Source organism: Pseudomonas sp., from assembly GCF_028293835.1.
GTDB lineage: Bacteria > Pseudomonadota > Gammaproteobacteria > Pseudomonadales > Pseudomonadaceae > Aquipseudomonas.
Map to the genome: position 1 here is coordinate 1 of NZ_JAQGNX010000058.1, position 21,054 is coordinate 21,054.

A 21,054-nucleotide genomic window follows, 5' to 3' on the forward strand; every position below is an offset into this window, starting at 1 on the left:
TCTGTTGCACAACAACATGCAATGGAAACGGCACCTCAGATACAGCGACTGCGCCCGATGCTCGCAGGGCCTGTTTTTCATCCAGCCATTCCTGCGCCGAGCTGCGGTAGGTCACCGTTCCGACCGCACCCATGTTGTTATTTGTCTGGTTAAGCAAGTAAGGTTTGACCTGCGGGTAGTCCAAGCGCCAGTGTCGGGGGCTCATGTGCGGCACGGTCAGGATCAAGCTCGAACAGCCAAGCCCTTGTAAATCTGCCGTGCTCACCTGACAAAAGCGGTCGTAACGCACGCCGTCTGGCCAACGTTGTGAAAACGCCTCGTCAAAGCCGTTGCCAGCCTGATTCATAAACATGCGTACGCGATCAGGCTCCAGGTACAGCAGATCGGGGGCGCCAGAGCCGTCCATGTCCGCCAGCCGCACTCGCCCGGCATCAAATTCGTCGTAGCTGAACGGCAGGCTGGCGAATAGCTGGCCTTTACCGAATCGTCCGCGCCCCAGGTTGGGCCAGAATTTGACTTCGTTGTGGCGGATTCGGATCAGGTGCTGTTGGCCTGTGCCCAGAATATCGCTAAAGGCCACTAACTCAGTGGGGCTGTCGCTTAACAGGGGTAAATCGTCATCATCGTGATGCACCTCAACGCCGGGGGCGAAACCGCGTTTGCGGCGGCTGGCGTACAAGCGAACGCTGCGAGTACCGATCAAGGCCAAGTCAGATAATCCGCCCCCGATGAGGTCGGCCATCTGTCCGAGCGGGTTAAAAAATTCTTGAGGGAATGCAGCGAAGGTCGCAAATGTTGACCAGCTTTGATCGGGGTTCAGGGTGAAAAAACCTGCCGTGCCGGGTTGCGCTACTACCCAGTCAAGCCGCCCATCCCCAGTGAGGTCGGTTAACGTCTGGCGCACCGATGTGTGTGAGTCCGCTGCCGGGATCATTGGCAATTGCTGCCAGGGTCCGTACGCCACCTGGTTGCCGTCGGCATCGCCATCGGCACGTAGAGGCTCACGGTACAGCCAGTTCTTATCGCTGCGGTACAGCACCCCGGCCAAGCCATCTCCGAACAGGTCCGCCAGTTGATAAAGCTGGCCGTCATTAAGGCCCGGCATGGCCTCAAACTCGGTGAATTTTCCTATGCTGACGTCGAATTCGCTGTAGGTAAATTCCACCGGCGGACGTGACTCCATGGCTCCGCTGGCATCGTAAGCCTGGCTATGCACTGCTGCGATAACGCTGTACGTCAAGCCCAGCTGCTTGTACTCCAGCAGCAAGCGACCCACTAGTACAGGAGCATTGCCCAGTTCATCCGGAAAGTAGTGGAACATAAGTATCTGCTGGCACAGGCGTACATCGCCCAGCTCAAAACCGTAGGCGAACGAAGAGTGCAGATCGCTACGCACTGGCCACGCCTGTTGTTCGGCGTAGGTCGGTTTATCCGAACGCCCTGTGCTGCGCTCGCCGTAGTCGAGCCGCAAATCGAAATGCCATTGAAGATTACCTAACGATTCGAGGTCCCACAGATACAGCGCAGGGTGTTGCTGGAAGTTGCCATATCGCACCCGGCTTAAATAACGTTGGGACTCAAAGCTGCGCGGGTGGTCGACGGGTAATCCAACCTCATCCTCGGCCTTGTACTCATAAAGAATATGCTCGCCATGGGCGTTCATGGTTTCTTCCAGCAGCCACTCGGCGACATGGGTCGCGTCGCAGGGGTCGGCGATGCGTGAGCGGGGGCTTTTGCCGTATAGGGTCAAGCTGCCATCGGCGCCGTGGATTAGCCAGAAGCCCGGGTCGAGGCTGTTCAGCCGCCAATGCTCGATGAGGTCGAAAGCGCCTTCCAGGCGCGGAAGGTGACGAATCACCAGGTAGCTCGCGCCCAACGGTTGGCCGTTATACGTTGTGACCTCGCTGTGCTTGATTACCCCATCGCCGCCGCGCTCGGGCATCCAGATATCGCCGTTTGGGCCGACGATCACATCGGCGTCGGTATAGGTCGGCACGCCCTTGCTGGTTCGTCGCGCCACCCGCCCCAGGCCTATATTCCAGCCAAGACCACATACGCCATTACCCACCGAGCTTTGGTAGCTAAGCCCCAGGCCCGGCGCATACCCACGCCCGGCGCTGATCGGCAGGGCGATGTCGAAAGAGGCTGCGCCGGTGGTACCCACCGCCCCCCAGCCTTTACCGATACTATGAATGGCGCCGCCGCCTTTTGGCAGGGATGGCGCGCTAATACCCGGTTGTTGCTCCTGGTTGGTCATGACGGGTCATCCGTTGGTTGTTTTGCAGTAACACGTTCGGCGCCGGTATAAGGCGCGCGTACCTAATGAAGATCAGGATTAATTAAAGTGCTGGAACTGGCTACCTGTCATAAGTGACAGGTTTATATTTTTTGCTATGTAAAACAAGGTATTAACAAGGTGATCAATTTGTTATATGAGTTATTTCATTTGTTTTTAAGGAATACGCTTCACGAAGCTTTCGATGGGTACTGTCATTTCTGACAGGTAGTTTCGTTCAACCGTATTTGCTACGGTGGATGCAAGGGTGTGTTTCCGCCCCGGCCTGTATGTTGCGATCAGGGAAACGAGTATGGATGAGCACACACCTTTACTTGCTGTCCATGACCCAAGGGGATTGGCGGTCCGCACAGTGCAGTTTTGGCGGCGAGCACACGACGAGCCGTCGCACGCACTCATTACTCAACAGCGTTATGACACCGCAGGTCGTGGGATACAGGTGCGTGATCCGCGCTTGTTCAACCTTACCCTTACAGAAGGTGAGGCAGTGCCGTTCACTCTAAGCCAACAACTTAGCCTGTCCGGTTCGGTGTTACTGACCGAGAGTGTGGATGCGGGTTGGCGTATCACATTGAGTGGTGAGACGGGTCAAGCTACGGAGGGGTGGGACGGACTAGGAACTCATACGGTTATCGAGTACGACACGTTGCTGCGGCCGGTGACGTTATGTGAGCAGGCCACTCATAGCGTTATGAGGGTAATCGAGCGGTGCACGTACGCAGATTTTGATGCGGCCGCAGCGGCACACAACCGTTGCGGTCAATTAATACGCCATGACGATACGGCAGGTACAGGTTGGTTTCACGAGTTTAGTATTGGCGGTGTGCTGTTGCATCAGGAGCGACGCTTTCTTCAGGGCCTGTCCTCGCCCGATTGGCCAGTGGCTGAAGTTGAGCGCGATGGATGGCTGGAAGCGGCCCCCGGTGCGGTGACAGTGGCGTGTATCAATGCATTGGGTGAACCACTGGGCCAGGTGGACGCCATGGGTAATACTCAGCATTTCAACACAACGGTTGCGGGTGAACTAAAAAGTATTTGCCTGCAATTGATGGGACAGGAAGAACAGCAGCTTGTCGGCGACATCCACTATGATGCCTTTGGCAACGCCGAAACCGAGGTGGCAGGCAACGGTGTCGTCACTAACCGATATTACGACCCCGTCAGTCATCAGTTACAGCGTCTTACAGCACGAAAAAGCGATAACACGCTGCTGCAGGATTTGAACTATGGCTATGACCCTGTGGGAAATATCCTGCGGATTGAAGACGCCGCACAGGCGACGAAATACTTTCGTAATCAGGCCATTGTCCCGGTCAATACTTATGTTTACGACACGCTTTATCAGCTGATTGAAGCCACGGGCCGAGAGGCGCTCAGTGCTTCAGTGGGCCCGGATCGTCCGGACTTCCAATCCCCAGGCACCGATCCCGGCTGGATGGCCAATTACACCCAGCGATATAGTTACGACGCGGCGGGCAATATGCAGACGCTCACCCATGTAGGTGGCCAGAATTATACCCGCGAAACGGTTACCGCCCGCTATTCCAACCGGAGCTTGCCGGTAGTGGGCGGTCATCGGCCAGATGAGGCAGAGCTCTGCGCAGGCTTTGACGCAAACGGTAATTTACGCGCTCTGCAGCCAGGCCAGGCGCTGGAATGGGACCTGCGAAACCAGTTGCGGCAGGTTACCCCGGTGATACGTGACAGCGGTAGTGATGACTACGAGCGTTATGTCTACGATGGGGGCGGTCAGCGGGCGCTTAAAATTCGCGTTACCCAAGCGGCCAGCGTGACCCATCGCGCCGAAGTACGCTACCTGCCGGGACTGGAAATTCGCACTGACACCGCTACCGGCGAAACCCTCCATGTAATAAGCGGCTCGGGCTGTCGAGTGCTGCATTGGCAGGAAGGTAAACCAGCGCAAGTCGCCAATGATCAACTGCGGTACAGCCTAAGTGACCATTTGGGGTCAAGCACATTGGAAGTGGATCAACAAGGCGAGTTAATCAGCCAGGAAGGGTACTACCCATTTGGCGGCACGGCGTGGTGGGCGGGTAGAAGTGCAGTGGAAGCCGACTATAAAACGATTCGGTATTCCGGCAAGGAGCTGGATGCGACGGGGCTTTATTACTACGGGTTCCGGTATTACGCCCCTTGGTTGGCGCGGTGGATCAATCCAGATCCTGCTGGGGTTGTGGAGGGGTTGAATGTGTATGCGATGGTGGGGAATCAGCCTGTTAACCGATTTGACGCGGATGGGTTGGCTCCGGTAGAGCTAAATGACGCTTTAAAATCACTGGCTGAGCGAACAGCTGTGGAGTTATTCCGGTCAGGAGACGCGCTCAATCCGTTTATGAGACAGGAGGCTTTCAGTAAGGCGCAACGGTGGATGAGAGACGAAATTGTAAAGATGGGCCTTAGCCGTAGAAAATATGGAGAAACGATTTGGAAGTATGGGCTAACTGAGTTTATACCCCGTGAAGAGGAGTTAGCTAAAGATAGAGTGGGAATGACGGACAATCAAAAACAAGGGCTGCACTTGTTCTGGTCGACCAATGCAGGGGCTCGCTACATCAATACTGCAACCAGGAGCTATGTTACTGGACAGGGAGCTTCCGTTCATTCCTTTGATAACGCGAGTAATGAGGCGTTCAGAGAACTTTCCAGCAATAACGGCGAAGCAACGATAAAACTCTCAGCGTCCCGCCGAAGACTGATGTTTGATCCCGCGATCGCCTTGTTGAAGAAACAACGTGACTACCCTGCGGGAACGGCGAGGTTATTTATAGCGTCTCTTGGGAAAACCATGAGGGGCGAACTGTACCGGGGGGCACGAGTCGACGATCTCGATAAGTTTAAGGCAGGTGCTGAGTTGACCACGAGCGGATTTACCTCTTTCTCCACGGACGAGAGTGAAGCAAAAAAATTCACTGGAGGTATATTCCATGAAGTCGAATTCGTAAACCGCACACACCCAGTTCTTTTTATTCTTCAGGGAGGCGCTCGGGAGATTACTTCGTTGGACGAAGTGGAGGGGGTGGTCGAGCCGCAGAAAAAATTTGTTGTTAGTTCAACTCGAAGAGAGGGCAGGCATCTTAATGTGTTTATTAACGCGAGAAAGACGGGAGGGACAGGCGTGTGGATCTGACGATTAAAAGGTCATGACCAGGGATTGAAGCCATGGGGGGAGGACCGCCCTGCGAACCCCCCCTCTAACGTTGATCGTTTACTGCACTTCGACCGCCAAGCTCTCACTGATCTTCTTCTGCCAAATCGCAGGACCAGTGTTGTGCACCGATATGCCTTGAGTGTCCACCGCAACGGTGGCTGGCATGTCGGTCACGTCAAACTCGTAGATCGCTTCCATGCCCATCTCAGGGAAGGCCAGTACGCGGGACTTCTTGATTGCTTGAGCAACCAGATAAGCGGCGCCGCCCACGACCATCAAGTACACGGCTTTGTTATCCTTGATCGCTTCGATAGCGGTTGGACCGCGCTCGGATTTGCCGATCATGCCCAGCAAACCGGTTTGCTCGAGGATCTGCCGGGTAAATTTGTCCATCCGCGTCGCGGTAGTCGGACCGGCAGGGCCAACCACTTCGTCACGTACCGGATCAACCGGGCCGACGTAGTAGATGAAACGCCCCTTCAGGTCTACCGGCAAGGGTTCGCCACGGTCGAGCATCTCGACCATGCGTTTGTGCGCAGCATCGCGACCAGTGAGCATCTTGCCGTTGAGCAGCAAGGTTTCGCCCGGCTTCCAGCTTTGCACTTCTTCCGGTGTCAGGGTGTCGAGGTTGACCCGGCGAGCCGAAGGGCCTGCTTCCCAAACGATGTCCGGGTAGGCGTCCAACGGCGGCGCCTCTTGTGCAGCCGGACCACTGCCGTCGAGCACGAAGTGCGTGTGGCGGGTGGCGGCGCAGTTGGGAATGATGCACACCGGCAAGGAGGCGGCATGGGTCGGATAATCCATGATCTTCACGTCCAGCACAGTGGTCAGGCCGCCAAGGCCTTGAGCGCCGATGCCGAGTTGGTTGACCTTCTCGAACAGCTCCAGGCGCAGCTCTTCGATGCGGCTCGATGGACCACGCAGTTTCAGCTCGTGGATATCAATCGGGTCCATCAACACCTGCTTGGCCATGACCGCTGCTTTTTCGGCAGTGCCACCGATGCCGATGCCGAGCATGCCGGGTGGACACCAGCCAGCGCCCATGGTCGGAACGGTCTTGAGTACCCAGTCGACGATGGAGTCAGACGGGTTAAGCATGGCCATTTTCGATTTGTTTTCCGAGCCGCCGCCCTTGGCCGCCACGTCCACTTCCACGGTGTTGCCTGGGACGATGGAGTAGTGGATCACTGCCGGGGTGTTGTCCTTGGTGTTTTTCCGAGCGCCGGCCGGGTCGGCCAGGATCGAAGCACGCAGTACGTTTTCCGGAAGGTTGTAAGCGCGACGCACGCCTTCGTTGATCATGTCATCAATGCCCATGTTGGCGCCGGTCAATTGCACATCCATGCCCACGCGAACGAATACGGTGACGATGCCGGTGTCCTGACAAATCGGCCGATGGCCGGTCGCGCACATGCGCGAATTGATCAGGATTTGCGCCATGGCATCCCGTGCAGCAGGCGATTTTTCGCGAAGGTAGGCCTCATGCATGGCCTGAATGAAATCTACTGGGTGGTAGTAGGAAATGAACTGTAAGGCGTCGGCGACGCTCTGTATCAGATCGTCTTGCTTGATCACGGTCATGTGGCACGCTCCTCTGCTAGGACGGGAACATTAATTAGCTGCCTGACAGTAGCGCGGTACGCGGCTGGAAAGCATTTTTAAAAAGGCGCGCCGACACACAACGCCGACGCAAAAAAGGCGCGGCAGTATAACGCGGCGCTGTGCTGCGTACAGCCGATTGAACAAACCAAAGTCTCCCTCAAGATGGGCACCTTTTTTGCGTGGCAATAGAAGCTTTGCACGGTGCATTTAGAAAATTGCATAGTCATTTCTGAAATGTCCTACTAAAGTGGCAAGTGGCCTTTACGGTCGCGGCTGACCTCGGCAGATGGAATCTTGTCGTTTTGAAGACAGCAACGTGTCGTGAAGCAGCAGAAACAGTACAAAAAAAGCGAAATATTCAAATGTGATTGCAGTGGGCCGAAGACAGGCTGATGGATTTAGCCACCTAGCGGTTTATGCCGGAACGGGAAGGAGTCCCTTTGAGCACGGTGAGTCAGCAAGTGACGGAAAAAGCTATTCAGAATTTGTTACTAAAGCGATTTGCGCTAGCAGCCAGCACTTATGTGTTGGTGCTAGCGCTGACTTGGGTAGCCATTCTCACCAATTACTACCAGGCTTCGGCAAGCGAAGCTTGTGTCAGCACGTGCTTGGTGATCCTTAGCCAGGTGCTGCTGTGGGGGGTGTTCCACCGTGGATATAATCTACGGTTCCGTGACCCGAGCCTGACCGAATTCCAGGTGTTACTGGCCTTGGGCTGGCAAACCTATTTGCTGGCGCACTTGCACAGCGCTCGCGGCGCGTTCCTGGTCCTCTACGTTGTTGCGATGCTGTTTGGCCTGTTTCACCTGCAGCCGAGAGCCTTTCTGCGCTGTGTGGCGTTCGTGTTCGTCAGCTTCGCCGGACTCAACCTTTGGGAGGCGTTTCACCAACAACTATCGGACCCAGGCTTGGCAGCGCTGCAGGTGCTGGCGCTTTTCGTCGTGCTGTTTTGGTTGTGTCTGTACGCCCGTTACGTCCAGGATTCCCAAAAGAAGATGCGTCAACGGCGTTTTGCTCTTCAGGCGCACCAAGACACATTGCGCGGGATGATGCGCCAGCTTGAAGACTTGGTGGCCACCGATGAGTTAACGGGCTTGTTCAATCGCCGCCACTTTCTGCGCATGGCCTCTCGGGAGCTGGAGGCCATGGACAGCTCGTATTCCCATGGTCTGGCGTTGATTGACCTGGATCACTTCAAGCGTATAAACGATGCTTACGGCCATGCGGCTGGGGATCAAGTGTTGCAAGCGTTTGCTGCGGTAGCGTCCGCTTGCCTGCGCGAGGGTGACGTTCTGGCCCGTTATGGTGGTGAGGAGTTTGTGTTGTTGATACCGCAATGTACCTCCGAGCACCTGACTTACTGTTGCGAGCGGCTGCGTGAGGCGTTTACCCGAATCGAGTTGGTCGGAATGGTGGTGCCCGATATAAGCCTGTCGATTGGCATGACGCTATTGGACACCGGCGACAACCTCGACGACGCTTTGCAGCGCGCTGACCAGGCGTTGTACCGGGCCAAGCGCGGCGGGCGTAATCGTTGTGCTGCAGCGTGGGAACAAGTCGATGCCTGAACTTCAGGTAGGCGATCGGCAGTGGTCGGTCGCTGCGGGCAGTAATCTGCTGGATGCGTTGAACGGCGCCGGTGTTGCTGTGCCCTTCAGCTGTCGCGCAGGCAGTTGCCACGCGTGCCTGGTGCGGTGTTTGCGGGGTGAACCGGCGGATGCGTTGCCCGAAGCGTTGGAGGCCAGCAAGCGTCAGCAAGGCTGGAGGTTGGCGTGCCAGTGCCAGGTGATCGAGAACCTGACGGTGGAAGCCTTTGATCCATTGCTCGATGGTTTGCCCGCCACGGTCGACAGTTGCGACTGGCTAAGCTCGACGGTCTTGCGTTTACGTCTGGTGCCGGAGCGCCCGCTGCGTTATCGCGCCGGCCAGCACATGGTGTTGTGGGCGGCTAACGGTGTCGCCCGTCCGTATTCCCTGGCAAGCCTGCCCGAAGAAGACCATTTTCTGGAATTTCACCTTGATTGCCGCCAACCGGGGGCTTTTAGTGACGCTGCGCGTCAGTTACAGGCTGGCGATCGGTTACGTTTGGGAGAGTTACGCGGCGGTGCACTGCAATACGATCCAGATTGGCAAAACCGTCCGTTATGGCTATTGGCCGCCGGGACCGGATTAGGGCCGTTGTGGGGCGTGCTGCGTGAAGCCTTACGTCAAGAACATCAGGGCGCGATTCGAGTTATTCATGTGGCCCATGATGCCAGCGAGCATTATCTGGCCGGTCCAATGGCAGAACTGGCGCTGTTGCACCCTCAGGTGCAGATTCAGCTGATAACCGCAGCAGAGCTGCCAACGGCATTGGCTGAATTGCGGATTCTCTCCCGGCAGACCATAGCCCTGGTCTGCGGCGGCCCGGTTAGCGTCGAGCAATTTGCCAAGCGCCTATATATGGCGGGTTTGCCGCGTAATCAATTACTGGCTGATGTATTTTTAAGTCGGAATTCAATGCCGACAGTGAATCGCCTTTGATCACTGGAGCCATATGTTGGCGAGGCGGTGTGTCGGACATACCGTCAATTTTTTCGCCAACGCCTTGGCACTTATCAAACAATGCATAACTTATTGATCAAAAGAAATCTGTAGGAGCTGCCGAAGGCTGCGATTCGACCGGGAACCGGTCGTTCCTCGTGATGCCACTGAAGGGCTGCCGGTCGCCGGCGACCCCGGCCTATCGCAGCCTTCAGCAGCTCCTACAAAGACCATGTTTACTGCGCGACAGCGCGGCGTCTGGACGACGGGCGACCTTCTACAGAAGGTCCGTTGCTGTTTAACCCAGGCAGCGCACGACGAATGCTTTGAGTCCGGTAGTTGAAATTGACGTTCCGCAAACCACGATTTTTCCATCGGGTTGCAGGACTAAACCGCTGACAACGTCGGCATTGGGTCCTGTCTTGGTACGGACCCAGCCCACTCCGCCGCCGAAACTGCTGTCCAACGAGCCTCCGCTATTTTCACCGTCTATGTCGGTCAGGTGATAGCGACCCACGAACGTGTCGGACTCCTCAGCACCGTAGGAGAAGCCGGCCACGGTAACTTTATTGTTGGATACGCCGCCTATAGACCATATCGCGCCGGACTCAGCCACCGGAGCTAACGTTATGAGTCCTTTATTGAAGCCCTTATCTGGACCTCCGTCGCTGTCCCTGCCCCATAACATGCACTGCGACGCTGAAAAGTCGGCACCTTCTTCTCTAAAAGCGCCAATCGCTAATACCTTGCCGTCTCCGTAGCCAACCAAATGTTCAAGTTGTTGGTTCTCATTGCTCCTTCCGAAGACGGCATAACCATTTTGGCCATAGGCGGTGTCGATTTTGCCATCAGCGTCATAGCGCGCGAGAACGCACCTGGTTTTACCTTGGACGATAATGTTTCCGCCAGCGATGATAGCGTTGTCGGCATCAACCTGTAGCGCGTTTGTATAGGTGTTGTCGAAGTCCGGATGCGCTACAACGATATAGCCTCGTCCGCCAAACGATGTATCCAGAGCGCCGTTCTCGTTCAATCTTGCGATAACACCGTAAGTTGGATAACCGTGTTGGCTGTGTACAAGGATTTTCCCGCCAGGGAGCTTATGGATGCTGGCGCTACCTGCGGCAGCGGAACGTTCGCTTGCCCACGCCAGGCGAGGGGGGTGGGCCGCAGGCATAGAAGACTCTGCCTTCAGCGGTGCGGGCAGGATCAGTCGGCCTCTATCTCCAAATGTGGTGTCCAAGTCGCCATTGGTGAGGAATTTGGCAACGGCAACATGGCTCTCAGAGGAGCCGACAATATGGGAGCCGACTAAAATTATTTTATTGTCTGGCAGGCTACTGACCGCTGACCCGCTGGCGTTGAAGCCTTGTTGAAACTCACCGGTCACGAAACCGCCGCTTCCAAAACTGTCATCCAGAAAGCCCTCTGTGGTCAGTCGAACGATCGCGAACTTACCGCCCGCGTTCCCCGCCACCACTATTTTAAGGTCGGTCTGTAACGCGACGCTGTAGGCTGTACTGGTTAATGCATCTGCAAAATCAAAAATAATTTTTCCGGTTTTGCCAGCGCCAAAACGTTGATCAAGAGCGCCTGCAGCGTTCGGTTGTCTATTTTTAGTTGTCATGTGTTTTCCATCCCTTGAGATGCCTGTCGGCTGTATTGACGTGGCGCTTTTTTGACCACGACGTCCATTTTTTTAAACAGATAACGAGGTGACTCTCTGACGTTGTAATCATTACGCGCTTAAAAAAACAAGCTGTGAACTGTCATAAATGACAGGTGCGGACAAACGGGACAACGTAATGCAAAAAGCCCCGACTCTTTCGAATCAGGGCTTTTTTATACTGCCGGGGCGGTCTTAGACCATTGGATCGCCGACGTGCAGGATTTTCATGCCGTTGGTGCCGCCAATGGTGTGATAGCTATCACCCTTGGTCAGAATCACCCAGTCGCCTTTTTCCACCAGGCCGCGTTTGAGCAACTCGTCCACTGCTGCCTGGCTGACTTTGCCAGGCTCCAGCGCTGCCGGGTCGAACGGTACGGTGTAGACGCCACGGAACATGGCGGCGCGCGCCTGTGTTTCACGGTGCGGAGAGAACGCGTAGATCGGCACCGAAGAACGAATCCGCGACATGATCAACGGCGTGTAACCGCTTTCGGTGAGGGCGATGATCGCTTTCACACCGGGGAAGTGGTTCGCCGTGTACATGGCTGCCAGGGCGATGCTTTCGTCGCAACGCTCGAAGCTGGTGCCTATACGGTGACTGGAGGATTTACCGGTCGGGTGCTTTTCGGCGCCGACGCAAATGCGCGCCATCGCCTGGACCGCTTCAATCGGGTACGAACCCGCAGCACTTTCTGCCGAGAGCATTACCGCATCGGTGTAGTCCAACACGGCATTCGCCACGTCGGAAACTTCTGCGCGAGTCGGCATCGGGTTCTGGATCATCGACTCCATCATCTGCGTTGCCACGATCACCGCTTTGTTGTGGCGACGTGCGTGCAAGATGATGCGCTTTTGAACGCCGACCAGTTCTGCGTCACCGATTTCAACGCCGAGGTCACCACGGGCAACCATCACCGCATCACTGGCTTTTATCAGGGCGTCGAGGGTTTCGTCATTGGCCACGGCTTCAGCGCGTTCAATCTTCGCGACCAGCCAGGCAGTACCACCTGATTCGTCGCGCAGTTTGCGTGCGTATTCCATGTCGGCAGCATCGCGCGGGAACGAAACGGCCAGGTAATCCAGCTCCATTTCAGCTGCCAGCTTGATATCGACCTTGTCTTTCTCGGTCAGGGCTGGGGCGGTGAGGCCACCGCCGCGACGGTTGATGCCTTTATGATCGGACAGCGGGCCGCCAATCAAGACCGTGCAGTGCAAGGCGTCGACGGTTGCCGTGTCGACACGCATGACCACGCGGCCATCGTCGAGCAGCAGCTCGTCGCCCACACCGCAGTCTTTGACCAGATCGGGGTAGTCGATGCCGACGATGTCCTGGGTGCCTTCATTCAGAGGATGAGTGGTGGAGAAGGTGAACAGATCACCCACTTTCAGCTCGATCTTCTTGTTGGCGAATTTGGCAATGCGGATTTTTGGCCCTTGCAAGTCACCCAGCAGTGCGACGAAGCGCCCGTGCTTGGCGGCAATCGACCGGACCAAGAGGGCGCGAGCTTTGTGCTCTTCCGGTGTGCCGTGGGAGAAGTTCAGACGGGCAACGTCCAGACCTGAAAGGATCAATTGTTCCAAGACTTCCGGCGAGTTGCTGGCCGGGCCAAGGGTGGCGACGATTTTGGTGCGACGAACGGTCATGCACAGTCTCCTTAGTTGAAGCGCAGCGTGAGGCTACTACTGTCTTGGTCTGTAGTCATTGTTCCTTTGCACTACCTGCGCACCAGGATACAGGGCAAAAAACACCCTGAAGAATTTTAATACCGGGTCGATACCCTGCAGAGCACAGGAGAGTCACATGAGAGTTTTGATCGTTTTTGCCCTGATGGCGAGTGTCGTAGGCTGTACCCGGTGGTCGATGGATGAACACCTCAATAGCGCTTACCGCTCGTATGCTGCAGGAAATTGCGAAAGCGTTATACTGGAGCTGTCCCAGGTAGAGCGCGAAAGCCGTACGCGTCGTTACATCCAGCCGGAAGTATCGATGTTGCGTGGTCAGTGCCTGGAGCGTCAAAAGCTGTACGTCGATGCTGCACAGACTTACCAATTCATCCTGACTGAATATCCGACCAGTGAATATGCATTCAGGGCGCGTGCGCGAATGGATACATTGCAGCAGTTGGGGCATGTTCATGCAGGCGAATCTGCTCAACCGAGTCCTGCACCGTTATAAGGGTATTCGGTTGGATGGACGGTCACTCTTTTGAGTGGTTGAGCGCCAGTGGTAAGCTAGGATGTGATCAGAAGGAGCGCAGGCACTGACGTACTGACGTATAGGCGCACACATTGCTATGGACTGGCATATTCCCACGCAATGAGCATTTACGCCGTTTCACTTGGCGGCAGGCATTGGCTCGCATGACTGCGCGGGGATAAAAAGGGAGATTTTTTTCTGGACGGCAGAAACTGCCTGCACCGGCGAAAAATCACATAGCACTAGCGCGACCATGCTTAATGGTTATTCATAGCGACAGTCAGACATGCTAAACGAGCGACGAATCGAACGTCATGATTTGCCCTACTATTTACAGGTTTTCAATCGTTTCACCGATAAACCCATGGGATATTTGGGCAACGTTTCAGAGCACGGCTTGATGCTGATCAGCAGTCTGCCCATTTTGGTAGGGGCCGATTTTGAGCTAAGACTCAAAATCCCGAACACCGATGGTGAGGCAAGAGTGGTTGACCTCAATGCGGGTTGTCTCTGGTGCCACGAGGACGAGACCCCAGGCAATTACGACTCAGGGTTTATGTTGCAGACCATGCCAGTGGAGTACATGCAGTTGGTGTTGGCGCTGCAACGATATTTCAGCTTTCACCCTGAAAGCGCTTCGGCCTGATTGCAGGATGCAGGATGTAGTAGCGCTGGCACCGAACTAAAGCGTGCCAGCCTTTTTCCAACCCAGGTATCGGCTCACCAACTGTGCTCCCAGTTCGCCGGGGCGCGTATCCAGAACCGGCACACCGTGGGCGATCAATCGCTCATGCAATGCTGTACGGGCGTTGAGAAAGTCGACGGTGCCGCAATAGGCCAAGGCGTCGTGCCAGGTCTGAACCGGTGTCTGACGGACGTTATCCAACACTTCTTCTCGTAAGCTGGCGACCAACACCCGGTGTTGCCGGCCGAGCTGTTTGACGGCGCTTAGCAACTGTTCGTCATCCTCATCGCGCAAATTGGTGATCAATACCACCAAGGCGCGGCGTTTTTGTCGCGCCAACAGCTGACGCACGGCGGCACTGTAGTCGGCGGGGCGTTGAGTGCTTCCCAGGTCGTAGACGCTGTTGAGCAATCGGTTCAATTGACCGGTGCCTTTGACCGGTGCCAGATAACGGTCCTGTTCCCCCGCGAAGGTTGATATTCCCACCGCATCGCCTTGGCGCAGGGCAATGTAGCTCAGCAGCAAACAGGCGTTTAGCGCGTGGTCGAAATGCGCAAGGTCGCCGTCCTGGCTGCGCATGCGCCGGCCGCAGTCGAGCATGAAAACAATCTGCTGGTCGCGATCGTCCTGGTATTCACGGGCGATGGGCGTGCGCTGGCGGGCAGTCGCTTTCCAGTCAATTTGCCGCAGACTGTCACCTTCACGAAATTCCCGCAGTTGATGAAACTCCAGGCCCAGGCCACGGCGCTGACGTTGTTGTACGCCCAATTGACTCAGCCAGTTATCCACTGCCAGCAATTGCCCGCCATAAAGCCTTGCGAAGTCGGGGTAAACACGGCTCGCGTCCATGAGCGGCACATACCGGCGAGTTGTCCAAAACCGCAGCGCGCTGGGCAGATTTACTTCGCATCGCTCGAAATCAAAATGCCCTCGGCTTAAAGGCCGTAAACGATAACCCAGCTCACCCTGTTCGCCGGGCCGCAGCGTCATCGGTTGTGGCAGGTTTTCGAATGTCAGGCCCTCCGGCACATGATCAAACACGCTAAGCGTTATAGGCTGAGGGTAATCGTGTTCGACCGTTATCCGCACCTCACTCCAGCGCCCCAGTGCCAGGCTGCCGGGTAACTGGCGTTGCAGGCGCGGCGATGGCAAACGCGAAAGTTTCAGCGCATCGATCAGGCTGAAGATGATTGTCGCCGCGAGCAAGCCCCAACACGCCACGGATATACCGTTGGGCACATCCACCCCTGACGCGGCCAGGGTGCCAATAATAATCGCCACCACCGTCAGCCCTGCGAGCCACCAAAGCTGCAGGCGAGCGGGCTTTAGTGTTTGTCTCACAGGCGCGGCGCCGGAACCTGATCAAGCAATTGCTTGAGTACCTGATCCACCGACAGCCCTTCGATGTCCAGTTCTGGCGAAAGCCTGACGCGGTGACGTAATACGGCCAGTGCGCAGCTTTTAATGTCGTCGGGGATGACGAATTCGCCACCGCGCAATAACGCCCGAGCCCGACCGCCGCGGACCAGTGCAATGGATGCGCGAGGGCCAGCGCCCAAGGCTAGGCCCGGCCAACTGCGGGTGGTGCGGGCCAGGCGCACAGCGTAATCGAGCACCTGTTCGTCCAGCGGCAATTCACTGGCAATCCGCTGCAAGACCAGGACATCCTTCGCCTGCAGCACAGTACGGGGCGGGTGCACGTCGAGCATGTCGGCTTTGGTTGAGCGGGTGACCTGGCGGACCATGCTCAGCTCTTCGGCCGCGTCAGGATAATCCATGCGCAGCTTGAGCATGAACCGATCGAGTTCGGCCTCCGGCAAGGGATAAGTGCCTTCTTGTTCGATGGGGTTTTGTGTGGCCAAAACCATGAACGGTTGAGGGATCGGCAGGGCGCGACCTTCGAGCGTGACCTGGCGCTCCTGCATGGCTTCCAGCAACGCAGCCTGAGTCTTTGCCGGTGCGCGGTTGATCTCGTCGGCCAGCAGCAGGTTGGTGAACAGCGGGCCTTTGCGCAGTTTGAACTGCTCGGTCTGGATGTCGTAGACCGCATGGCCGGTGACGTCGCTGGGCATCAGGTCGGGAGTGAATTGAATGCGCGCGAAGTCGCCACCGAAACAGCGGGCGAGGGCGCGAACCAGCAGGGTTTTACCCAGCCCCGGAACGCCCTCGATCAAGACGTGCCCACCTGCGATCAAGGCGGTCAGCACATCGTCGATCACTGCACTCTGACCGATCAGGACCTTTTGCAGTTCATGGTGCAGCGCTTGAGCCAATTGACTGGCGCGCTGACGTTGTTGCCCCTGATTGCTGGGAGCGGGCGGGGCATCGGCGTTGCTTTGCGGGTCCGTCGAATGTTCGCTCATAGGGCATTCCTGAGTGTTTGCAGGTGGGCAACCTGACGGGTGAATTCGCTGCTGGACAGTCGCTGGCTGGGCCGTGGGCGCAAAGCCTGACTGATAGCACTGGTGGGTTGTCGCGTCAGGCGCGCCAGCACCTGCCATTGATCGGCGACACCCAAGTGTTCAAAACCGGGGTGCACGCGCCGGGCACGACGCAAAATGTCTTGCTGTAGGGCGCGCAACAACACCTGTTGGCCACTGCGCCTGAGCAAAAAATCGGCACTGGCGTGGACATGCTCGATGAGTTGCCGTCGCGCCCTGGACGCCGGAGCCCGCATCGGACCCTGGCGGATGCCGACATGCCACAGCAGCACTATGGACAGCAGCACCAACGCCGCCAACGCTTCAGGGAAGTAGCGCAGCAAAAGACTGAAAAGATCACTGTGTTCGGACTGCAGGAACATCGTCACCGAGCTGTCCTGGGTCAGATACCAGAGTAGCCAGGCGTTATCGTAACGACCGATGGCTTGATTTTTCCATACCTCGCTGTCGGTTAACACCGTGATCAAACCGTCGCCATAGATCAACTGCATCATGTGCGTTGAGGTGTCGCTGTTGGCCCATGACTGTGCGTGGTCGTTCGGATCCTCAAGGTGGTAGCGCGTGTCAAAATTGAAATAGGCCGGGTCTTTTTCGTTCTCCAGATACAGCTTGGTCAACTGCGGAGATTCCGTGGGCGCGCGCAAGGCAAAAGGAATATCGCCGAAAGTATTTTCGGTTTTACGGTCCCCACGATTTGGCGGCTGAAGGTCGGCGCTGAGCAGTTGATGAACCTGCACCCGGTCCAGCAACAGGTCGCCGCTTCGACCCGTTTGCCCGTCCCACAGCCGTTCGGCGACGAACAATAAATGGCCGCCCAGTTTGGTCCAGGTCAACAGGCGCTCGACTTGCCGGGGCGTCATGTCTTCGCGGTCGGCGAGCAACAACAGCGTTTGTTGATTTTGGCGCGGGTCCGGCAGGTTCTGAATCACCTGGGTTGTTTGGACCGGCACCGAGTGTTGCTTTAAAAACCCTTCGGCGACCAGATAAGGGTTTTTACGAGCCTCTGGCGACGGGCCTCGATCAATGATCTCGCTGTAGCGCTCCATGTGCGTGTAGGCATAGCGCCCCGCCAGCGCCAGAAGCGCGAGCACCAGCAAGCCGACTGCCAGGAACTTACGCCTACTCATGGCGCTGTCCGCCAGAAACAGCACCGGATACGCCGCTGGCCTGGCCACCGAACAAGTCACGCCAGCCTTCGCACAGGGCCTGTTGCACCGACACGGCAGGCAACTGATGGCCGTAGGCGAGGTTTTGCCAATGGGTGGTCAGTTGCAGGCTGAATTCGCTAAGCCTGCGGAGTTTGAGGTGGGCAACGTGTTGCAATACTTCGCTTTCGGTATCGGCGTTTTTCAACGGCAGGTGATAATCGATCAACAGCTTGCTAAGCAGCGCCCGGTACAATAACCCCATTGCCTCACGAGGCTGGTGTGGCCATAAATGTTCAACGGCACGGGCCACATCGTCGGGCAGGCTTTCGGCATTGACTTGCAGACCGAACAGCTGTTGCGGAAGCGTTCGATGCACGGACCTGGATTTTTGTCGGCGGCTGACAAAGGTGCGAAACCAGGCTCGGTAACGCCAGATCAAAATTCCGACCAGCACTGCCGCGGCTGTCCACAGCAACACTTCAAGAACCCGGGCGAGCAGGCTGGCCGCTTGTTCGGCCCAATTGATCAGGCTCAGGATCCACTGCACCGGGGGCGAAGGTTTATCGGCGCTGGCTTTGCCTTTGATCAGGCGCCAACCGCTAATAGTCTCCGGGTTTTTAAACGGCGGCAGTGCCAAAAGGCTTTTGATGCTTTCACGAGAGGCGCTGCTGGTCAGTTTCTGATGGGTCAAGCGCGGGCTTTCCGGTCCTGCCGCTGGGCGGTTTTCCGACGTTTCTTCGGGCGGTGGCAGCGGGCAGCTGTAGCTTTGCTGATCGGCCCAAACGGAAGGCGAACCCACGGAAAAAACCAGTCCGACGCCGATGAGAATCCCATAGGCGTTGCCGATCAGACGCTGGCGCAAACGTCGCAACACCAATTCAACGTCCCAGGCCTCCAATTCGGTGCGACGGTTCAAGTACAGGGTGAAACCACAGGCCACATAAATCGGCTCCCAGAAAATCAGGACCAAGGCGTAAAAGCTATTGCTCAGGTGTTCAAGCCACGTCCAGTCGTTTTGGATGTCGATCAAACTGTTCCAACTCCAGTCCAGACGAATCTGTTGTGGCATCAGCAAATAGAAAATCGCCATCAGACCCATCCAAAGGGTCATTTCCAGAGAGCTGCCAATGGAGGTCAACCAGCGCGCCGCCCGTAGGTTGCCGCGGCTGAGGACGCCGATGCGCAGTTGCCGTGCCGGGCCGGACAAGCCTTCGAGCTGTTGCACCGGCAATTTGAAGCTGCGGCTCATGCTCAGCCGCCGCCACGTCAAACTGGCCAGTAACTGCGGTTTCAGCAGGCGTAGCCATCCGGTCAAGGCTGCCTCGAGCGTGGGCGTCGAGCCAAATAGCGCTTGGGACAGAATCAGCAGTGGCAAGCGCTCAAAGGCCGGTTTTAGCCACCAGAACACACATAGTGCCACCGATGGATAGTCCCAAAAGACCACGCTCAGCAGGGCGAAAACCGGCAGCGTGACGATGGCCCAACTGCTCATCAGCAACACGCGATGCTCACGCGCCAGCAGCGTACCCAAATCGATGGCTTCCCACGGACTGCGTGGGCGAATGGCAACGCTGGCGTCAGTCAGGCGCATGGTGACTCCGTCCGGCACCTATGAGGTAAGCCGGGACCAGCGTCCATAAAACCGCGCCGACCCAGTATTTGGTCGACGGTTGGAAGCTGTTCAATGAAGACCAGTAGGCCTCGATGAAAGCGGCGATCAGCAGAAAGACCATCACGCCGCACACCAGTTGCACACTGATTTTTGCTGCCAGGCGCAACGCCTCGCTGCGCGGCAGTGCGCCGGGTGCGAGCAGGGCCCAACCAAGTTTCAGTCCTGCGGCCCCCGCCAGGGCGATGGCGGTCAATTCGAACGCGCCGTGACCGATGGCAAACGACCAGAAGGTTTGCCCGAAGCCGATTCCGCTGAGGTGGCCAGCCACCGCGCCGATCATGAGTCCATTGAAAAATAGAAAAAAGATGCTTCCCACTCCGAATAACAACCCGCTGGCAAAGGTCTGAAACGCGATGCCAATGTTGTTCATGATGTAGTAGGCGAACATCATCCAGTCTTCGCTTGACCTGCGCATGGCCGCTTCACCGAGGCGCCGGGCAGAAGGGTCGTACATGCTTTCCATCTGGGTCACTTGCTCGGGGCTGACGACGCTGTAAATCAGGTCCGGGAAGCAGTAGACCAGCACGCCCATACCGATCAGGCTCCCGAAAAACAGCACGCTCGCGGCTAGAATAAAGCGCCACTGGGCCCTGACCAATTGCGGGAAGCCGGCCATGAAAAAACTCAACACCTGAGCGCCCAGTTGGCTTCGGTGTCGATACAGCTGTTGATGGCCGCGCGTCGCCATTTGGTGCAACGGGTCGACCAGATGACTGCTGTAGCCGCGTTCCTGGGCCAACGCCAACTGCTGGCAAATGCGCCGATAGTCGCTGGCGAATCCCTCGCTGGCCTTGCGGTCTACCTTGCCGCGCTCTAGCGCCTCCAATAGACGGGTAAACCGTTGCCATTCGGGTTGATAGCGCGTTTCGAACTGGCTCTGTTTCATGGCGACCCCAACAAGCCGCGGGCGATGCCGTTGAGCCGGGCCAACGCCTGGTCCGCCGGTATCTGTAGCGGCAACGCTAGAATGGCCGCCAGTTCCTGAGTGCGCTCAGGGGACAAGCTGGCCTGACGCTCGACGAATTCCAGCAGCGCCCGCTGTTCATCCAGCCTCAGCGCGAAAGGAGCAACCTGCGCCTGGGCGTCCGGGAAAACCGGGGGCGTAAGCGGGGCGTCGCGGTAGATGACCAGCGTACCAGCGGCCAAGTCGCCCAAGCGTTTAAACATAGGGTGCTGCAAGCAACTGACGGCGCCGAGGCAATAGCCGAACGGCAGCATGTCGACGAAGCGCAGTAGATTGCGGGTCAACGAAGCGGTCCAGCCAACCGGCGTGCCGTCATCCTGAATCACCCGCAGGCCCATGACCTGCTTGCCCGGACTACGTCCTTGATTCAGGACCTCGAACAGCACCATGTACCACCAGTTTCCGAGAAACAGGACAAGCATGCCCAGGCCCGTACCGAAGGTGCTTAATGTGCTGAACACTGCGTACAGCCCGCCGATGACCAATACACGAATGATCAGGTCAAGGCCAAACGCCAGCGAGCGGGGGACCAACCCTGCGGGTCGTAGCAGCAAATCGATCCCTTCCGGGGTTTCGATTCGCGCGCGGGTATCCAGCGGCGCGGGTGGCGCTGCAATCCTTGGCGAGGCGGGTGGGAGAGGCATTTTCAGGAGCTGCTTGCCTGGTGACAAACCCCGATGCTAGCCAG

Annotated in this window: 15 protein-coding genes; 5 read left to right on the plus strand and 10 right to left on the minus strand. The window is 57.0% G+C overall.

The window, feature by feature from the left end; genetic code table 11:
• Positions 1-2,257: SpvB/TcaC N-terminal domain-containing protein (locus JWR17_RS06605; protein WP_299829526.1), on the minus strand; the 2,257-nt coding region annotated here is incomplete at its 3' end.
• Positions 2,258-2,588: 331 nt separating this feature from the next.
• Here JWR17_RS06605 and JWR17_RS06610 point away from each other — a divergent pair.
• A complete protein-coding gene (locus JWR17_RS06610; protein ID WP_299829528.1) occupies positions 2,589-5,444 on the plus strand; it encodes an RHS repeat-associated core domain-containing protein in 2,856 nt (951 codons plus the stop codon).
• A 78-nt stretch (positions 5,445-5,522) separates the two neighbouring features.
• Here JWR17_RS06610 and JWR17_RS06615 read toward each other — a convergent pair whose 3' ends face one another.
• The gene (locus tag JWR17_RS06615) at positions 5,523-7,046 is read right to left on the minus strand and encodes a fumarate hydratase (RefSeq protein WP_299829530.1); all 1,524 of its coding nucleotides are present in this window, start codon (positions 7,044-7,046) and stop codon (positions 5,523-5,525) included.
• Positions 7,047-7,528: 482 nt separating this feature from the next.
• Here JWR17_RS06615 and JWR17_RS06620 point away from each other — a divergent pair, with 482 nt between their 5' ends.
• The gene (locus tag JWR17_RS06620; RefSeq protein WP_299829560.1) at positions 7,529-8,635 is read left to right on the plus strand and encodes a diguanylate cyclase; all 1,107 of its coding nucleotides are present in this window, start codon (positions 7,529-7,531) and stop codon (positions 8,633-8,635) included.
• The gene (locus tag JWR17_RS06625; RefSeq protein ID WP_299829532.1) at positions 8,628-9,590 is read left to right on the plus strand and encodes an iron-sulfur-binding ferredoxin reductase; all 963 of its coding nucleotides are present in this window, start codon (positions 8,628-8,630) and stop codon (positions 9,588-9,590) included. The genes JWR17_RS06620 and JWR17_RS06625 overlap by 8 nt, the downstream gene beginning before the upstream one ends.
• 298 nt (positions 9,591-9,888) lie before the next feature.
• On the opposite strand, the gene JWR17_RS06630 is transcribed toward JWR17_RS06625, so the two are convergent.
• Together JWR17_RS06630 and pyk are read right to left on the minus strand one after the other, a co-directional pair.
• Positions 9,889-11,217, minus strand: a complete 1,329-nt coding sequence (locus JWR17_RS06630) for a hypothetical protein (RefSeq protein WP_299829534.1) — start codon at positions 11,215-11,217, stop codon at positions 9,889-9,891.
• A gap of 234 nt (positions 11,218-11,451) precedes the next feature.
• On the minus strand, positions 11,452-12,903 hold the full coding sequence (gene pyk / locus JWR17_RS06635; RefSeq protein WP_299829535.1) for a pyruvate kinase: 1,452 nt from the start codon (positions 12,901-12,903) through the stop codon (positions 11,452-11,454).
• Between the two features lie 157 nt (positions 12,904-13,060).
• Here pyk and JWR17_RS06640 point away from each other — a divergent pair, with 157 nt between their 5' ends.
• Complete coding sequence (locus JWR17_RS06640; protein WP_299829537.1) at positions 13,061-13,435, plus strand: tetratricopeptide repeat protein; 375 nt, start codon at positions 13,061-13,063, stop codon at positions 13,433-13,435.
• Positions 13,436-13,742: 307 nt separating this feature from the next.
• Positions 13,743-14,102, plus strand: a complete 360-nt coding sequence (locus tag JWR17_RS06645) for a PilZ domain-containing protein (RefSeq protein ID WP_299829539.1) — start codon at positions 13,743-13,745, stop codon at positions 14,100-14,102.
• A 36-nt stretch (positions 14,103-14,138) separates the two neighbouring features.
• Here the strand turns inward: JWR17_RS06645 and JWR17_RS06650 are convergent, their stop codons facing one another.
• The 6 genes from JWR17_RS06650 to JWR17_RS06675 are packed head-to-tail and all read right to left on the minus strand — an operon-like array spanning position 14,139 to position 21,010.
• Positions 14,139-15,482 carry a DUF58 domain-containing protein gene (locus tag JWR17_RS06650; RefSeq protein WP_299829541.1) on the minus strand — a complete coding sequence of 448 codons (1,344 nt, stop codon included), beginning with the start codon at positions 15,480-15,482 and terminating at the stop codon, positions 14,139-14,141.
• Entirely contained in the window at positions 15,479-16,504 is a 1,026-nt protein-coding gene (locus tag JWR17_RS06655) for a MoxR family ATPase (RefSeq protein WP_299829543.1), read from the minus strand. The genes JWR17_RS06650 and JWR17_RS06655 overlap by 4 nt, the downstream gene beginning before the upstream one ends.
• Entirely contained in the window at positions 16,501-17,709 is a 1,209-nt protein-coding gene (locus JWR17_RS06660) for a DUF4350 domain-containing protein (protein ID WP_299829545.1), read from the minus strand. The genes JWR17_RS06655 and JWR17_RS06660 overlap by 4 nt, the downstream gene beginning before the upstream one ends.
• Complete coding sequence (locus tag JWR17_RS06665; protein ID WP_299829547.1) at positions 17,702-19,321, minus strand: DUF4129 domain-containing protein; 1,620 nt, start codon at positions 19,319-19,321, stop codon at positions 17,702-17,704. Before JWR17_RS06665 ends, JWR17_RS06660 begins: the two co-directional genes overlap by 8 nt.
• Complete coding sequence (locus JWR17_RS06670; protein WP_299829548.1) at positions 19,308-20,288, minus strand: stage II sporulation protein M; 981 nt, start codon at positions 20,286-20,288, stop codon at positions 19,308-19,310. The genes JWR17_RS06665 and JWR17_RS06670 overlap by 14 nt, the downstream gene beginning before the upstream one ends.
• Positions 20,285-21,010 (minus strand): RDD family protein, encoded by a 726-nt coding sequence (locus JWR17_RS06675; protein WP_299829550.1) that lies wholly within the window; start codon positions 21,008-21,010, stop codon positions 20,285-20,287. Before JWR17_RS06675 ends, JWR17_RS06670 begins: the two co-directional genes overlap by 4 nt.
• Between the last annotated feature and the right edge of the window lie 44 nt (positions 21,011-21,054).

Coding starts and splice junctions, on each gene's coding strand:
- JWR17_RS06610 (WP_299829528.1), top strand. CDS start 2,589: ATGGATGAGCACACACCTTTACTTGCTGTCCATGACCCAAGGGGATTG.
- JWR17_RS06615 (WP_299829530.1), bottom strand. CDS start 7,046: ATGACCGTGATCAAGCAAGACGATCTGATACAGAGCGTCGCCGACGCC.
- JWR17_RS06625 (WP_299829532.1), top strand. CDS start 8,628: ATGCCTGAACTTCAGGTAGGCGATCGGCAGTGGTCGGTCGCTGCGGGC.
- JWR17_RS06630 (WP_299829534.1), bottom strand. CDS start 11,217: ATGACAACTAAAAATAGACAACCGAACGCTGCAGGCGCTCTTGATCAA.
- pyk (WP_299829535.1), bottom strand. CDS start 12,903: ATGACCGTTCGTCGCACCAAAATCGTCGCCACCCTTGGCCCGGCCAGC.
- JWR17_RS06640 (WP_299829537.1), top strand. CDS start 13,061: ATGAGAGTTTTGATCGTTTTTGCCCTGATGGCGAGTGTCGTAGGCTGT.
- JWR17_RS06645 (WP_299829539.1), top strand. CDS start 13,743: ATGCTAAACGAGCGACGAATCGAACGTCATGATTTGCCCTACTATTTA.
- JWR17_RS06655 (WP_299829543.1), bottom strand. CDS start 16,504: ATGAGCGAACATTCGACGGACCCGCAAAGCAACGCCGATGCCCCGCCC.
- JWR17_RS06660 (WP_299829545.1), bottom strand. CDS start 17,709: ATGAGTAGGCGTAAGTTCCTGGCAGTCGGCTTGCTGGTGCTCGCGCTT.
- JWR17_RS06665 (WP_299829547.1), bottom strand. CDS start 19,321: ATGCGCCTGACTGACGCCAGCGTTGCCATTCGCCCACGCAGTCCGTGG.
- JWR17_RS06670 (WP_299829548.1), bottom strand. CDS start 20,288: ATGAAACAGAGCCAGTTCGAAACGCGCTATCAACCCGAATGGCAACGG.
- JWR17_RS06675 (WP_299829550.1), bottom strand. CDS start 21,010: ATGCCTCTCCCACCCGCCTCGCCAAGGATTGCAGCGCCACCCGCGCCG.